General features: G+C 71.0%; 16 protein-coding genes. 2 read left to right on the forward strand and 14 right to left on the reverse strand.

Annotation, left to right across the window (positions count from 1 at the left end):
- The 13 genes from ACWCRB_RS18290 to ACWCRB_RS18350 all read right to left on the reverse strand — a co-directional run.
- Nucleotides 1-1,495 (reverse strand): putative baseplate assembly protein (locus ACWCRB_RS18290; protein ID WP_450997021.1); only part of this gene is annotated, 1,495 nt, incomplete at its 3' end.
- Complete coding sequence (locus tag ACWCRB_RS18295) at nt 1,492-3,450, reverse strand: putative baseplate assembly protein (RefSeq protein WP_450997022.1); 1,959 nt, start codon at nt 3,448-3,450, stop codon at nt 1,492-1,494. The genes ACWCRB_RS18295 and ACWCRB_RS18290, both read right to left, overlap by 4 nt.
- A complete protein-coding gene (locus tag ACWCRB_RS18300; protein WP_450997023.1) occupies nt 3,447-3,869 on the reverse strand; it encodes a GPW/gp25 family protein in 423 nt (140 codons plus the stop codon). Before ACWCRB_RS18300 ends, ACWCRB_RS18295 begins: the two co-directional genes overlap by 4 nt.
- Entirely contained in the window at nt 3,866-4,567 is a 702-nt protein-coding gene (locus ACWCRB_RS18305) for a phage baseplate assembly protein V (protein WP_450997024.1), read from the reverse strand. Before ACWCRB_RS18305 ends, ACWCRB_RS18300 begins: the two co-directional genes overlap by 4 nt.
- Nucleotides 4,564-5,745, reverse strand: coding sequence for a phage late control D family protein (locus tag ACWCRB_RS18310; RefSeq protein ID WP_450997025.1), 1,182 nt, complete (start codon nt 5,743-5,745; stop codon nt 4,564-4,566). The genes ACWCRB_RS18305 and ACWCRB_RS18310 overlap by 4 nt, the downstream gene beginning before the upstream one ends.
- 10 nt (nt 5,746-5,755) lie before the next feature.
- The gene (locus tag ACWCRB_RS18315; RefSeq protein ID WP_450997026.1) at nt 5,756-6,427 is read right to left on the reverse strand and encodes a CIS tube protein; all 672 of its coding nucleotides are present in this window, start codon (nt 6,425-6,427) and stop codon (nt 5,756-5,758) included.
- The gene (locus ACWCRB_RS18320) at nt 6,424-6,618 is read right to left on the reverse strand and encodes a putative phage tail protein (RefSeq protein WP_369035229.1); all 195 of its coding nucleotides are present in this window, start codon (nt 6,616-6,618) and stop codon (nt 6,424-6,426) included. Before ACWCRB_RS18320 ends, ACWCRB_RS18315 begins: the two co-directional genes overlap by 4 nt.
- Nucleotides 6,615-7,133 (reverse strand): phage tail protein, encoded by a 519-nt coding sequence (locus ACWCRB_RS18325; RefSeq protein ID WP_450997027.1) that lies wholly within the window; start codon nt 7,131-7,133, stop codon nt 6,615-6,617. Before ACWCRB_RS18325 ends, ACWCRB_RS18320 begins: the two co-directional genes overlap by 4 nt.
- Nucleotides 7,130-8,629: a phage tail sheath family protein gene (locus tag ACWCRB_RS18330; protein WP_450997028.1), complete on the reverse strand. Its 1,500-nt coding sequence runs from the start codon at nt 8,627-8,629 to the stop codon at nt 7,130-7,132. The genes ACWCRB_RS18325 and ACWCRB_RS18330 overlap by 4 nt, the downstream gene beginning before the upstream one ends.
- A 1-nt stretch (nt 8,630) precedes the next feature.
- A complete protein-coding gene (locus ACWCRB_RS18335; RefSeq protein ID WP_450997029.1) occupies nt 8,631-9,086 on the reverse strand; it encodes a phage tail protein in 456 nt (151 codons plus the stop codon).
- Between the two features lie 58 nt (nt 9,087-9,144).
- Nucleotides 9,145-11,409, reverse strand: coding sequence for a phage tail sheath family protein (locus ACWCRB_RS18340; protein WP_450997030.1), 2,265 nt, complete (start codon nt 11,407-11,409; stop codon nt 9,145-9,147).
- Between the two features lie 13 nt (nt 11,410-11,422).
- Nucleotides 11,423-12,169, reverse strand: a complete 747-nt coding sequence (locus ACWCRB_RS18345) for a carboxypeptidase-like regulatory domain-containing protein (protein WP_450997031.1) — start codon at nt 12,167-12,169, stop codon at nt 11,423-11,425.
- Nucleotides 12,166-12,750: a DUF4255 domain-containing protein gene (locus ACWCRB_RS18350; protein WP_369035223.1), complete on the reverse strand. Its 585-nt coding sequence runs from the start codon at nt 12,748-12,750 to the stop codon at nt 12,166-12,168. The genes ACWCRB_RS18345 and ACWCRB_RS18350 overlap by 4 nt, the downstream gene beginning before the upstream one ends.
- Before the next feature lie 207 nt (nt 12,751-12,957).
- Between ACWCRB_RS18350 and ACWCRB_RS18355 the strand changes: the two genes are divergently transcribed.
- Both ACWCRB_RS18355 and ACWCRB_RS18360 read left to right on the forward strand, forming a co-directional pair.
- A complete protein-coding gene (locus tag ACWCRB_RS18355) occupies nt 12,958-13,155 on the forward strand; it encodes a hypothetical protein (protein ID WP_450997032.1) in 198 nt (65 codons plus the stop codon).
- Between the two features lie 80 nt (nt 13,156-13,235).
- On the forward strand, nt 13,236-14,069 hold the full coding sequence (locus tag ACWCRB_RS18360; RefSeq protein WP_450997033.1) for an AfsR/SARP family transcriptional regulator: 834 nt from the start codon (nt 13,236-13,238) through the stop codon (nt 14,067-14,069).
- A 68-nt stretch (nt 14,070-14,137) separates the two neighbouring features.
- Here the strand turns inward: ACWCRB_RS18360 and ACWCRB_RS18365 are convergent, their stop codons facing one another.
- Nucleotides 14,138-15,157: an LLM class flavin-dependent oxidoreductase gene (locus tag ACWCRB_RS18365; protein WP_450997034.1), complete on the reverse strand. Its 1,020-nt coding sequence runs from the start codon at nt 15,155-15,157 to the stop codon at nt 14,138-14,140.
- Between the last annotated feature and the right edge of the window lie 9 nt (nt 15,158-15,166).

A 15,166-nucleotide genomic window follows, 5' to 3' on the forward strand; every position in this document is an offset into this window, starting at 1 on the left:
GGCCGTAGTCGGCCGGTGCCACGGCCCGGCCCCGGGCGCGCAGTTGGCCGACGCCCCGGCGCATCGCGTCCGCGTCGGGCTCGGCGTCCGTTCCTCCAGTGGCCGGGAAGGGGTTGTTGACGCCGGTGACGAACGGCAGCGCGGTCACCACCGAGTTGACGGCACCGGCGCGTACGGCACCGGCGCTGCCGCCGCCGACCCGGTAGCGGACGGCCCGTACGTTGCGGAACCCGGGCGGCACGGCCGTACCGTTGACGCCGTCCCCGAAGGTCACCTCGCCGGTGGCGTGGTCCACGGTGAACACCGGGTCGTCGGCGCCGTACGCGGCCAGGCTCTCCACTTCCCGCCAGCGGGAGGAGGTTCTGGACGTGGCGCCGGTCGTATTACCGGTCGTGGTGCCGAACACGTCGCCGCCGGTGTCGTCGTCGACCTCGATGACGACGGACCCAGCGAGGATGGGGGTCTGACTGAGCGTCATCCGCCGCAGGCCGCTGGCTCCCGGGGTCTGGACCGGCTGCAACGGCTCGTCCCTGATCGTGCGGGCGGCGGTGGCCGCGACCGTGTTCAGCCGCAGTCCGGACAGTACGGGCGCCGGGCCGCTGAAGGCGCCGTGCGCGATCTGCAGCCGCAGCCAGCGCAGTTGGGGCCGTGGCCGGGAGCCGGGCGGGCTGCCCGGCTCCCACGAGCGCGGGACCCTGAGTTCGACGGTTCCGTCGGCGCTCAGCCCGCCCGTGGAGTCACGTACCAGTTCGGCGGGTACGAGGCGGGTGCCATCGAGGACGTCCCAGCGCAGCAGGGGCGCGGCGGGCAGCGGAAGGGGTGCCGTGCCGCCGGAGTCCGCGGGAACGGGCGCGGCGGCGACGACCACGAAGCCCAACGAGAGACGCGGGTAGGGGACGGCCGTACCCGCGAGGCCGATCCACAGGCCGTTGCCAGGTTGCGGGTCGCGGCCGAACGGCGCGAACGGTCGGCCGGGGCCGGCCGGTCCGAGCGGCAGGTCCTCCAGCGTCCCCGCCTCCTGGACGGCGAGTGCGGCGAGGGTGGCCGGTGTGGCGTACAGGTCCTGGTCCGTCTCGTAGACGACCTGGCCCGCCGGTGTCGAGGCCGCGCTCTGGAAGCCCGCGGGGATGAGCACGGAGGCGCCGTCCGGCGGGTTCACGGTGAACTCCAGGAGCGCGGCGGCCGCACTCGCGGGTCGCCTGCGCACTCCGGCCGTGGCCAGGTGCTCGGCCAGTACCTTCTCCGGCAGCCGGTTGACGCGGGAGAGCACGGGTTCGGCCAGGGTCCCGAAGAGGCGTACGAGCGCGACTCCGGCGTCCTGGCGGTCGGGGTCGGTCCAGTCGGGGGTGTATCCGGCGATCCGGCCGCGTACGTCGGTGCGTACGGCTTCGCGGGTTGCCTCGACCAGTTCCGGCTGGACCCCGGTCGGTCCTGTGCCGGGGACGAGGTCGCCCTCGGTCCGCGTGTCCTTCTCCCACCACACGTCGCCGGTCATGCCAGCCCCTCCCCCGGTTCGACGGCGGGCACGATCCGGGTGCGGACCGACCGCAGTACGGGCAGTTCACCGGCGCGCAGTGGCACCTCGTCGCAGTCCTCGGCCGGTTCGGTCCCGTCGAGGCCGATCGCCACACCGGCGACGTCCGCGAGGTCTCCCAGGGCCCGCTGGGCGGTACGCAGTACGGCGGACGGGCGCAGCGCCTCGCCGAACGGCCAGCCGTCCTGCTCCTCGCCGCCGACGAGCGGGTCGAGGAAGCGCCGCAGCGCGGACGTGACCACGGCGGACACGCGGGCGCGGTCGGCCGGGCCGCCCGACAGGTCGACACGGAGGCTCAAGTCTCGGTAGCGGGGCTCGCGCACGAAGACCTCGGAGGTGAGCAGCCGGGCCTCGTCGAGGCGAGCGGCGACCGCGCGCAGCATGCCCGGGTCGGGCCGTGGCGCGACGACGAAGTCCTCGCGGTCGAGGTCGGTCCGCTGCACCGACGGGACGATGTGGACGGTCACCGCGCCGGGCACCCGGTCGCACGCGAATCCGGCGTGCTCCCCGAGAGACGCGTAGGCGCGGGCGACGGCGACCCCCGGCGTCGTACGGGCGAGGGTGACGAAGTCGTCCGCCGTGACCGCCCGGGTCACCTCCCCCAGGGACGCGCCCGCGCGCTGCCGTGCGGCGGTGACCGTCTCGGGGTCCTGACCGCCCTCGGCCCGTACGAGGTTGGCGGCCACGACCGTGCCGACGTCCGCCGGGGTGTCCGGGGCCGCGACCCAGTTGTCGGTCAGTCCGCCGTTGCCCTCCCGGCCGCCGCCGAGCACGTAGTCGACGACGACGTCCGGGTCCGGCTTGGGAATGCGCCCGGTGAGTCCGTCGCCGAAGACGACAGCGCCCTCGGTCCGGTCGACCAAGTGGACCCGGTCGGTCGGCGCGCCGAAGGTGAAGTCAGGCACCGGCCGCCACTCCTCGCCCGCCAGGCGTACGGCCGCTTCGAGGAGCCGGCCTGCGGCGTCCGGCAGCACGAGGTGCTGGCCGGGGAGCTTGAGCCACGCCTCGATCTGCTCCGCCAGATCCGCACCCTGTGCCGTGAACCGTCGGCGGTGGCGGGCGACGGAGACGTTGACGGCGAGTCGGCGGAGGCGGGGCGGTGCCGCGTGGGTCGCGGCCGGGGTCGACACCAGTACGCCGGTGTTCCGGGTGGTCCAGCCTGCGGGCGGGTGCAGCCGGACGACACCGGACCGCCTCAGCCCGGCCGTTCCGTCCTCGACCTTCTCGAACTTCTCGAACGGACCCGCGAGGCCGGAGTCCGGCCGGAACCAGGACCAGGTCAGCTCGGCGGGGGGTGGTACGTCGGCGACCGCGGTGGGCAGCCAGGACGCCACGGACGCGGCGGGGGCGTCCAGTTCGAAGAGGAGGCTGATCGGGCCTGGGGCGGGGTGCTCTCCGGTGAGCGGCAGGGTGAACCGGGCCTGGGCCGGCGCGCCGTCGTTCGCGAGGAGGGCGACGCCCCGACCGGCCCGGAGGTCCGCCGTGCGGTCGCGGTCGGTCCACACGGTGATCTCGGCGCTGTCGGCGAGCGGAAGGACGGTGACGTCGTCGTCGAGGGTGAAGACGACTCGACCCAACTGGTCCCGGGTCAGCGCCGTTCCGGCGGGGACGAGCGGAACGGCCGCACCCGGCTGCCGGGCGGACAGCCGCAGCACCGTGGCCGCGGCGCGGGCGGGGCGCGGCGGGTCGAGGCCGAGCAGCCGCAGGATGGCGACGACCAGGGCGTCCGGCACCTGGTCGAGCCAGTACAGCCGCTGTTCGAGGAGGTAGGCGAAGAGTTCGAGGAGAGTGACGCCGGGGTCGACGGGGGCGTGCAGTGTCCAGGCGCCGTCCGACTCGGCGGGGATGCGGCGGCGGACGGCCGCCATCATGTCGGCCCAGGTGAGGTCGTCCAGACGGGGCGCGGGCATGGTCATGGCGTGCTCCCCGTGGGGCCGGTGAGACCGCTGAGTCCGACGTAGAACGGGAACACCAGGTTGGCCTTGGTGTTGCTGCGCCGGACGCGGTAGACGACCGAGACGGTGACCCGTGACTCGTCGGCCGGGTCGGCCTCCGCGCGGACCTCGTCGAGCTCCACCCTGGGCTCGTGGGTGCGTACCGCCTCGGCGATCGAGTTCTCCAGGTCGCGCAGATTCTGCACACTGCCGGGAGCGAACACCAACTCCGGTGCTCGGGTGCCGAGTTCGGGCTGCATCACGCGCTCGCCGCGGCCGGTGAGCAGCAGCGCCCGCAGACAGTGCTCGATGCTCTCCTCGCCGACGGCGTAGCCGAGCCGCCCGGCCTCGTCGGGCAGGATCGGGAACCGCCAGCCCGTGCCGAGGAACTCCTCGCTCATGCCGTCCTCGCCTTCTTGGCCAGTACGGCGGCCGTGAGCGGTACGAGGGGCGGGCTGGTCGGCCCGGCGGAGGACGGGTGGGTGTGCGTGTTGAACGCCTGGAGCAGCGCGTTGCCGAGCACGAGCGGTTCGGTGGCGCCGGCGCCGAGTTCGATGGAGGAGGAGTCGACGGTCACCTTCGGCGCCTTGAGCGTGATCTCCCCCTGCGCGGACACCGTCACGCTGCCGCCCTCGGCTGCGGTGATCCGGATCTCCTTGCCCTGGTCGTCGAGTTCCACCACGTGTCCGGCGGCCGAGGTGATGCGTACGGCGGCCTGGGAGGCGTTGTCGTCGAAGAGGACCTGGTGGCCGTGCTTCGTCCGGATGACCTTCTGGTCGCGGCCGTCGGTGCGGGCGGTCGGCGGCTTGTCCTGGCCGTTGTAGAGACCGCCCAGGACGACGGGGAACCGCATGTCCCCGTGGACGAAGGCGACGAGCACCTCGTCTTCCTTCTCGGGGACGAACACGGAGCCGTAGCCGTTGCCCGCGTACAGCTGGCTCACCCGGCACCAGTCGGTGACCGTGGTCCCGTCGAACCACGGGAACCTCAGCTTGACCCGGCCCTCGTCGTCGCCGTCGACCTCCGCGACGAGCGCTTCCACGACGCCGTAGAAGCGTTTGTCGGTGCTGCGGGCCCGTGGCGCGGTCCTGGTCGTCACTTGTCCCCCTGGTGGATCCGCCGGCCGGTGAACTGGGTGAAGAAACCACTGGTGTTGAGGGTGTGCTCGACCCGTTTGACGAAGTAGGTGCCGGAGAAGCGGCGACCGAGGCCGTAGATCTCCAGGTTGTCGCCGGGCCGCAGTTCGGGCAGGCCCGCGACCTTGCCGGTCGCGGTGATGAACTCGTAGGCGCGCTCGCGCAGCAGGCTGATCGCCAGTTCGCGGGCCTCCTGGTCGCTGGTGACCGGTGCGTCGACCATGACCTCCTGGCGGCCCTGCGCCGCGGACTCGGCGGCCTGCGGCCCGCTCTGGCCGTCGGCCGTGTTCTGTCCGGCCGGGAGGTTCTCGGCGGTCGCGGTGAACGCGATCGGCTGCTTGGTGCGGGGGTCCCAGCCTCGTACCGTCACCTTGCTGACCTGCTGGGAGACCGTCAGGGTCGGGGTGAACTCCATCAGGTTGGGGATCAGTCCCACGGGCTGATTGGTGGGGCCGGTGGACAGCCCGGGAGCGTAGGCCAGCCGGTACACCCGGATGGGGCGGCCGTCCCGGCCGTCGGTGGGTTTGATGAAGTACAGCGTGTCCTCGCCGGTGGCCGGGTCCGGCAGCAGGAAGCAGTCGAAGTCGAGCCGCTTGGCGCGTTCCAGCAGGAAGCTCGCGTCGTCCTGGTTCTTCTGCACCACACGGTCGTGGACCGGGCCCTCCTTGGTGACCTCGATCTTCAGGTGGTTGCGCTGGGCGATCTCCTGGGCGATCTCCCAGTCCTGCTTGTTGAGGTAGATCTTGGTCTCGTTCTCGGTGGGCTTGCGGTCCTTCAGCCGCAGCAGCCCGTCGACTCCGCTGACCGAGACGGTGGGGGACGAGCCGTCGGTGAACTTCGGGCTGAGCGTGGAGATGGTCCCGGTGGCGACGGTGAGCAACTGGTCTGCGTAGCCGAGGCGGACCGAGACCCGGCAGCCGAGCTGGAAACTCGGCGAGTCGCTGTGCTTGAACCTCAGGTTGGCGTCGTCCCAGTTGTTCAGGGTGAGATCGAAGCCGGACATCTCGTCGATGTCCCGGTTCACCTTGATGTCGATGATGTCGTTCTTGGTGGACGGATCCATCTCCAGTCCCTCGATGCGCACCTCGAACTCGGGCGCGTACCGGTCGGGAGAGGCGACCTCGGGCGTGGGAGAGCTCATCGCGCGCTCCTCACGGCAGCCGGGGCACGGTCAGCACCCGGCCCGGTCGCAGGTCCCGTGGGTCGTCGATCCCGTTGGCGCGCGCCAGTTCGCGCCAGGCGTCGGGGCGCCGGTACACGGCGGTGGAGATGGAACTGAGGGTGTCGCCGCGGCGCACCACGTAGCTCTTCTCCACGGTGGGCGAGGAGCGGGGTACGGCGGCGACCTGCACGGCGGCCGTGCGGTACTCCTTGAGGGAGAGGTCCAGCATGGCCCGCAGCGGCACCCCGTCCGGCCGGAACAGCTGGTAGTTGACGTCCAGCTTCTCGACGACGCCGGTGAAGACCTCCTCGTCCCACACGAACCGGACGATGGGCGGCGCGTGTTCACGGCTGTCGGGGCGCAGCAGGTTGCGCAGGGCGTCGACGTACGCGGTCCGTACGTTCTCCAGGGTGTCGGAGGTGTCGACCAGCGCCTGGACGGTGAGCGTCTCCGTACCGCCGCGGATGTACTGCAGGGGCGGTGTCTCCAGGCCGGGGATGGTGATCTCGGCGAAGGTGTTGCTCTTGCTGAGCTTGTAGTCGGTGGGGTTGAACCGCAGCGGGATACGCCGCTGCCGCTCGTCGGCGATCACGGGCCGGACGATCTCCAGGCGGGCCTGGGCGGCGCCCTGGCGGGCGAAGGAGACGGGCGTCACGCTCACAGCGGGCCCTCCCCGTCGCCGAAGCTGCGTTCGGCCTCGGTGTGCTTGGCGCGGGCGCACGCGTCCTCGTACAGCTTCGCCCAGGCCTGGATGTGCTTGTTGAACAGCCGGGTGAAGACGGCGCCGTCGTCGCCTTCCACCTGGAACCGGACTTCGAGGTTGTGAATGGTCACCTTCGGCACACCGGTCACCTCCCTTGGCTCTGTCGCGGCAGCGCGTTCGCCGCGGTGTCCTGCAGGACTTTGGTCAGCCCCTCGTGGGCGATCTCCAGTGACTCGATGGCGATCGCGTTCTGTTCGGCGTGCAGGTCGGGTCCGCTCCACTTGGCGGCGAGCCCGCCGTGGAACGCCCAGGCCGCGCCGGGTATCCCGTCCGGGGCGAGCAGGATGATGGCGCCGTCGCGGCGGGCGCCGAGGGAGTCGGCGAGTCCGGCCTGGTACCAGGCCCACAGACCGGGGTCGCGTACCACTCCGCGTTTGAGGGTGATCCGGTTCCACGAGTGGCGCAGCGGCAGCTGGTGCACCGAGTCGTTGCGGCCGCCCTCCGGGTAGCTCGTCACCTCCAGCTGGGCGCCGAGCCCGGCGACCTCCTGGAACGCCCCGGCGGCGACGAGCGGCAGCAACAGCGCCTGCGCGGACGGCAGATACGCGTCGCCGGGGTCGAGCGTCACCAGGAATCGGTACTTCGGCAGCGGATCCTGGTTCATGCCTCGATCACCTCCAGACCACGGTCCTGGCCGAGTACGAGACGCAGCCGGACGAACTCCATGGGTACGGCGGCGGCGACCTCGATCTCGCAGACCAGCTGCCCGGGGTCCTGCTCCGGCGGGTTGTTGGTGTCGTCGCACACCACCCGGAACGCCTGCTCAGGGCGTGTTCCGGTGAGTGCGCCCGCCCGGAAGGCGGACAGGAGCACCGAGGTGATCGCCCGGACCAGGGTCAGCCGCAGCTCGGGCGAGTTGACGTCGAACACCAGGGGGCCCGCCACCCGCCGGATCGCGCGCACCAGGAGGTGCAGCAGTCTGCGGTGGGCGATGTAGCGGGTGCGGGGGTCGGCGGACAGGGTGCGTCCGCCCCACACCATCAGTCCCCGGCCCCGGGTGCACCGGATCAGGTCGACGCCCGCGTCGAAGAGGCGGACCTGCTGGGGTTCGGGGAGTTCGGCGGCGAGGTCGACGGCCTCCAGGATCACGGCGCCCGCGGGCGTGTGGTGCGCTCCGCGCTCGGCGTCGAGCCGGGCGATCACACCCAGGACGTGGCCGGACGCCGGGACGGTGCGCAGTGCGGGTCCGTCGGGGGTGCGCAGCAGCGGGTGGTAGACGGCCGCGCAGCTGAGCAGCCCGCTGTCGCCGGTCGCGGTCAGTGACTCCACCCACTCCACCGTGGCGTCGACGGAGGACAGTTGGAGCGGGACGTCGAGGACGACCAGGCGGTCGAGGAGCGGGGAGACGGTTCCCAGCAGTTCCAGGACCATGTCGGTGTGCACGGTCCCGGACAGGTCCGTGCCCAGGTCGGGCAGTGCCACCAGGGCCGGTTCCGGGAGTTCGGACTGCACGGTCACGGCGTCCGAGTACTCCTGCCGCGTCGGCGGGGCGTCGGTGCCGCCCGCGAGCGTCAGGGGCCAGGACGTCGAGATCGGGCCGGGAGTCCCGGGGGCGGGGGCGGGTCCGTCGGGGACCAGCCGGATGTAGCGGGACCCGGTGAGCCGGTCGGCCACGTCGGCGGGCGGCAGTCCGGCGAAGGTCTCGGGCGCCTCGCCGGGCACGGTGACCCGCACACTCACCGTCGGCGGTCCAGCCACCGTACTGGCCTGGTAACGGATGTCGACGCGCACGGTGTTGGCCCAGGCGCCCGGGCTGGTCGCGACCACCCGGTAGCGCGTGGCCGCGAATCCGGCGATGTCGCCGACCGGCCACAGGGCCCGCGCGGTGGCGGCCGGCCCGGACACCCGAAGCACCCAGGCCGTACGGCCGCCGTTCTCGAAGAAGCCGCGCAGCGCGTACGGCGTGGCGAAGGCGCCCTCCGGCGGTGGCGGCCCGAAGACGCCCACGACGTCGTTCCAGCTCTCCACCCGCACAGGGGTGGCCACCGGGCCACGGCGGAACCGGCCGAGGAACGCCGCCACGTCCGTGCGCAGCGGCTCCGGTTCCGGGCCGCGGGACGCGAACGTCAGGGATACGCCGGGAAGCGCTTCGCTCGTCATGTCAGACGTCGATCTCCAGCTTCTCGACCGCCAGGACGAGCGTCTCCATGGCGATCTCGTTCTTGGTCGCGCTGAGCGTCGGGCCGGTGTACTTGGTCGGCCAGCCCCGGTCGAAGTTCCAGCGCATCGTTTCCTGGCGGTTCTCGTCGAGCAGCACGATCGACCCTGAGGCGCGGCGCACCTTGCCGTTGAGGGCCTCGGCCACCCAGTTCCAGAAACCGACGTGGCCGGTGATGCCGCGCTTGAAGGTGAGGTTGGTGAACTTCTTCAGTCCCGGGATCTTGCGGACGGTGATGTCCTCGCTGCCGTTGCGGTACTCGATCGGCGGGATCTCCAGCTCCAGACCGCTCATCTCGGTGAAGGACCCGCTGACCGCGACGCCGTCGTCACTGACGTTGGTCACGATGATCTGGAAGTTGTAGGACGCGTAGGGATCTTCCCTGGTCACGGGTGGCATGGTGGCCGCTCCTCAGTCGGTGCACGGGCTCGGTCGGGGCTCTGGCTCGGTCGGGTGCTCAGGCGAGCTGGGTCTCGCGGGTCTTCTGCTGGATCCGGAAGATCACGAACTCCGCCGGGAAGACCGGCGCGACCCCGATGACACAGATGAGCCGGCCGTTGGCCAGGTCGTCCTCGGTCATGGTGGTGCGGTCGCAGGCGACGAAGAACGCCTCGTCGGCGGTGGTGCCGGCGAGCGCGCCACTGCGCCAGACCGTGGTGAGGAAGTTGGTGACCGTCTGGCGGACCAGGGCCCACAGCGACTCGTCGTTGGGCTCGAAGACCACCCACTGGGTGCCCTCGTCGATGGACTCCTCCAGGAAGAGGAAGAGCCGCCGCACGTTGATGTACTTCCACGAGCTGTCCGAGGACAGCGTGCGCGCGCCCCACACCCGGTGGCCGAGGCCGGGGAAGAACCGCAGTGCGTTGATGCCCTTGGGGTTCAGCAGGTCCTGGTGGCGTTTGGTGATGTCCTGGGCGATGCCGTCGGTCTGCCGGATCCCGCGGATGACCACGTTGGCCGGTGCCTTGTGCACGCCCCGCTCCACGTCGACCCGGGCGTAGATCCCGGCCATGTGGCCGGACGGCGGTACCTCGACGTCGCGGTTGGTGGAGGGGTCGCGGGTGACGAGCCACGGGTAGTAGAGCGCCGCGTACTTGGTGTCGAAGGGCTCGCGGAACGTCTGGATGCCCTCGATGTCGAGGCCGTCGCGCGGGTCGAGGATCGCGAACCGGTCCCTGAGCAGCTCGCAGTGGGTGACGAGAGCCGATTCGACGGTGCCTGACCACATGCCGGGCACCGCGCAGACGGCCACCTCGTCGATGTCCTCCAGGGCGACGATTCCGGTACGCCGTCCGCTGCCGCCGTCGGTGCCGACGAAGTCGGCCGGGCTGAGGCTACCGTACGCGTCGTCGCCGTCGGCCAGCGTCAGCCAGGAACCCGTCGCGGGCACCGGGAACTTCGTGGGGTCGGTGGACAGGCCGGGCAGCGCCGTGGCCTGCACGAGCTGCGAGCGACTCTGCAGGGCGGTCGTCAGGTTGGCCGGGTTGTCGCCGGTGAGCCGGAGGCCCGGGAACGTCTCCGTGACCGCGGCCCCGGCCGTGTCCGTGAACCGGGTGGTGACCTCGGCCTCGACCAGATGGATCCGGTCGGTCTCGAAGAGCGTCCCGGGTACGTTCCGGTCGAGGGTGACGAGATCCTCGGCGACCGTCTGGACGGTCAGGGCGGTCAGGGCGGTGCCGTCGTCGACCTGGACGACCGCGCCCTCGTACAGCCTGCTCGCGCCGCCGACCCGCAGCGTCGGTCCGGCGGCGGTATTGCCCCGGCGTACGCGGCGTACCGTGAGCCCGGTCTCCCACGCCGCGTGGGTCGTGTCCGCCGGGAAGGTCAACGTCACCTTGCCGTCGGCCGGTTGGCTCGCCTGGACCTTGAACCGGCGGGGGCCGATCTGCACCCACACGTCGGCGGGCAGGTCGTCGGGGTCGAGCCCGTTCGCCGCGGCCACCTCGACGGATTCACTGTCCGCGTCCGCGTCCGCGACCAGGCGCGTGATGAACAGGGCGCCCTCCTGCGGATCGGGCAGCACCGGCAGCGCGGCGCCGACCATCGGCTGGACCCGGACCCGGACACCGCCGCCCCACGCGCCGGGGCTCACCGCGGACAGCCGCAGCGTCTGTTCGGCGCCGCGCTGCCCGACCTGGACGTAGTCCCCGCGGGCCGTCCTGACCTCGGCGGGCAGCGCCGTCTCCAACCGGATCCGGCGGGCGGACATGTCGTAGCCGGCGACCACGGCGGTGTGGATCGTCTGCTGGTCGTCGCCACGGAAGATGTCGATCTGCTGGCCGACCCCGGTGAAGCCGATCAGGTGCCCGAGCTGGAGGCTGGTCGCACCGCGCGCGGCGTCGGAGGCGACGGGGCTCACCAGGCCGTTGGCCAGTTCCCCGGAGGCGGGTTTCGCGTCCGCGCTGGCGACCCGCTTGACGTAGAGCCGCTGGCCGCCGTTGTCGAAGAAGCCCTTGACGGCCAGCGGGAACAGCCACCAACGGCCGCCTTCGGTCGGGTCGTTGGCCCAGCGGTCCCGTACGCCCGCGTCCGGCTCGGGCAGGAAGCCGCCGAAGACGGTCTGGAACTCCAGGAAGTTCGTGACCAGTTTGGGCTTGCCGGTGTACGGGCCACGAGCGGTCACCCCGACCATGCCGGCCGTGCTCGTGCTCACCCCCGCGATCGGCCGTGGCCCCGCATCGATCTCCTCGATGTAGACCCCGGGGCTCAGATACTCGGCCATGGATGTGGCTCCTTCACTGCTCACGAATCTCGATGACGTGTCGGCGCTCGGCTTCCTGGGGCAGGCGCACGGTCAGCGACCCGGCCCGGCCCGGCCGTTCGGTGGCCTCAACGAGGAAGGTCTCCTCGGTGGTGTTCTCGGTGGCTTTCTCGCCCTCCCAGCGCAGGGCGAGCCGGAAGGCGCCCGTGGCGTCGGAGAGGGTGCGTTCGTGCCACGGCGTCAGGTCCTGGCCGGTCCGCCCCGCGGCCTCGACGAGCGCGTTCGCGACGGGTGCCCGGGTGGTCGCGTCGAGCACCACGCCGTGGACGGTGCGCACACCCGGCGGATAGGCAAAGGCGGCCCCCGGCAGCAGCCGGACCAGCCTCGGGGAGGCCTCCACGGACGGCGGGTGGGTGTTGTCGTACGGATACACCAGGAACTCGACGCCGACGAGAGCGGCCGAGAACGGCTCGCCGTCGGCCGGGTAGAGCGGCTGGTAGCCGGCGGCCTCGAACCGGACCCGGTGGCGCTCCGGCCGGGCCGCCCACGGCTCGGCCCGTCTGCCGAGTCCCGGGAAGGCGAGGTGGCCGCTGGGGGTGCGCACGGCCCGGTCGTCCAGCGGCACCCAGCCGCCTTCGCCGTCGAACCCGCCCTCGTCGTCGAACCGTTCGAGGCGGGCCTCCACGCCCGCGGAGCGCACCCGGCGGGCGTGGTCGTCGAACGGCACCAGCCAGACGGGGCTGTAGAGCGCCGACCGGGCAAGCGGCAGGAAGGCGCTCATGGCGTCGCCGTCCCCGCGATGATCCGGCTGCGCACCGGGCGCACCGGCGTCTCGACGGCCGAGTCCAGGTTGACGACGCGGATCTCGTAGTTCAGCGAGAGCCGGTACGGCTTCTGGATCGCGTACCAGACCCAGGACTTCTGATCGAGGGTCAGGGGCGTCAGTGTCGTGTGCAGTGAGTCCGTGCTGCCCGCCAGGCTGCCGGCCAACTGGGTGCCGTCCAGGATCGCGTCGTCGTAGAACGTCTGCAGGGCACGCCCGAGCATCCGGTGCTGGGTGTCCTGGTCGCCGCCCCAGGGGGTGATCAGATATCGCAGGAGCAGGGCCATCGGCGGTTTGCGGGCGGTGAGCGGGTCGGGCGGCTGGGAGCGCACCGGGGGCCGGTTGCGGGAGGTGGGGTCCTCGGCGATCTCGTAGAGGAACACCGTGAGTTTCGGGGGCGGCGTCTGCACCGTCTCGGAGAGGTCGTTCAGTTCCGCGATCGGTGGTGGCATGTCGCGCTGGCCCAACCCGCGCAGGGACTGCGTCAGAGTGCTCACGATGACGGACGAGACATCGGCGATCACACCGAAGTCACCCATGCGAAGCCCCCTCCCGGCGCGCGCCGACGACGTATACCGATGACATCTACCGAGAGGATGCAGAGGCCCCCGTGATCCGCCCGCGACTCACCCGTCACACCGGCGTCACCGATGCATCCCTGGATCCGTCCCCGTCGCTCGCGATGACGTCATCGAACACGGATCGACAACGCCCGGGTGACAGCGGTGAGGGACACTCGGTCTCTCATGGAGACCCCCTCGACACGGTCCGGCGTCCTGATCCTCCGGGTGTGGGTGGAGGACGGCAGGGAGGACGGCTTCCGCGCACGCATCATCCAGACCGTCGACGGAGAGCAGGAACCGCCCACCGCGGTGAGCAAGACCGTCGATGTCCTCACAGCGGTGCGGACTTGGCTCGATGAGCTTCTGGAACGCGAAGGGTGACGCCAATGCGACGCTCTGGTGATTCCCTTGTGACGCCGTCACGTTGATAGTCGACCCTGCAGGCATAACTTGCTCGTAACATGGCCTCGGGAATCCCAGCAGCCACGCCGAAGATCACCGAAGCCGAGATCGGTACGGGGGCGTCGATGAACGGACAAACACAACCCATCTCCCTGAGGTTACTCAAGGGATTTGCACTGGCTATAGATCACACTCGCATTCCGGTCTGCTCCAGCACTCAACGACTCCTCGCGTTTCTGGCTTTGCAGGACATGCCGCGATCCCGCACCTACGTGGCCGGAATCCTCTGGCCGGATGTCACGGCATCGCGCGCCAACGCAAACCTGAGGTCGTCCCTGTGGCGGGCGACGCGCGCCGGCCACCCGATCATCGACGTGTCCGCGCACGACCTGGCCATCTCCAAGGACGTCACCGTCGACCTGCACGCGGCGGTTGCACACGCGCACAGACTGCTCGACAACTCACGCTCGTGCGACGACATCCTGACCATGCAAACACTGGCAGGCCTGTCATCGGATTTGCTACCGGAATGGCCAGAAAACGACTGGATGTTGATCGAGCAGGAGCAATACCATCAGCTCCGGCTTTATGCCCTGGAAGCGATGACCGAGCGTCTGACGGAAGCGCGACGCCACGGTGAAGCCGTCGCCGCGGGACTTACCGCCGTGCGTACCGAACCCCTGCGGGAAAGCGCTCATCGCGTACTGATGAAAGCGCATTTGGCGGCCGGTAACAGGGGTGCGGCAGTGCGCCAATTCGAGCAGTGCCGTCGCGTCCTGCGGGAGGAATTGGGCCTGGAGCCCTCCCCCTCGCTGAGGGCCCTCCTGCCGCCCCACACCGAACGCAACGGACGGACACGGCTTCAGCCCTCCGCGACCCAGCTCAAGGTGTGACCGTCCGCGCCGAGTCGCGCACGAGCGGTGGCGGCAAGCGGGCCGAGCGGCTCCTTCCGGGACGGCGCTCACCGGATTCGGGGCAGTACCTGTTCCCCGAAGTTCCGCAACGTCGCCTGGAGTTGCGTGAGGCTGCCGCGGTTGGCCAGCCACATCCGCCGTATCCCCGAGTTCCGGAGCCTCGCGATGCGGTCGATCCAGTCCTTCGTGTCGCCGGCCATCCCCCAGCGGTCCAGGGCGAACCCGGTCAACCCGAGGCGGTCCATGAGCTGTTCGTTGGCTCCGCCCGGTCGCTGGTGATCGGCCAGGACGTAGTGCCGTACGTAGGCGCGGACGGCGTCGTGGTGGCGTTCGGGAACCAGCCGTCCGTCCACTCCGGCTCGCATGCTGTGATGCAGGATCGAGGCCAGGGACGGACGTATCCGCTTCCGCGCGCCCTCCCGGTCGGCGTCCAGGACGCTGCGGACGGTGAACCAGGCCTCGACGTCGGCGGGTTCACGCCCGCGCAGCCGCGCACCGGCACGTACGCGGTCCAGTGACCACGCGACGACATCGGCCGTGAGCCCGGTGCCGATGGAGACCGCCTCGGCGATGCCACCGGCGAGTTCCAGCATCCGGGGACCCTCGGCACCGACAGAGATACGGACGGGAGCCCGCGCGCCGCCGTACACGTCGATCTCCCGTCCGTCGAAGCGGCCGTGACCGGTCGTCAGGAGAGCGCGGACGCACGTGACGTACTCCTCCAGTCGTGCTCGCGTCGCCGGTCGCCGCCCGACGCTGCGCACGGCGGAGTCGCCGGTGGCGATCTCCATGAAGGCGCGGCCCCCGGTCATGGCGTCGATCGTGGCGAGGAAGGCCGCAGTGATCTGCGGGTCGCGGGTCCAGGGGTTGGTCGGGCGCATCCCGACGTACGCCCGGGTGGTGCCGAGTGCCAGGAGGGTCACCCTCGACGCCGCCTCGTTCAGTCGGAATCCGGTGTCGCCCACGCCGATCGAGTGCAGGCCGTAGTCGTCCGCCATCCGGGCGAGCTCGACCAGACCGTGGGCGTGCTGTCGGGTGAGGACGGGATCGGTGAGGGTGAACTGCATCGCGAACTC

Source organism: Streptomyces sp. NPDC002156 (assembly GCF_053593675.1).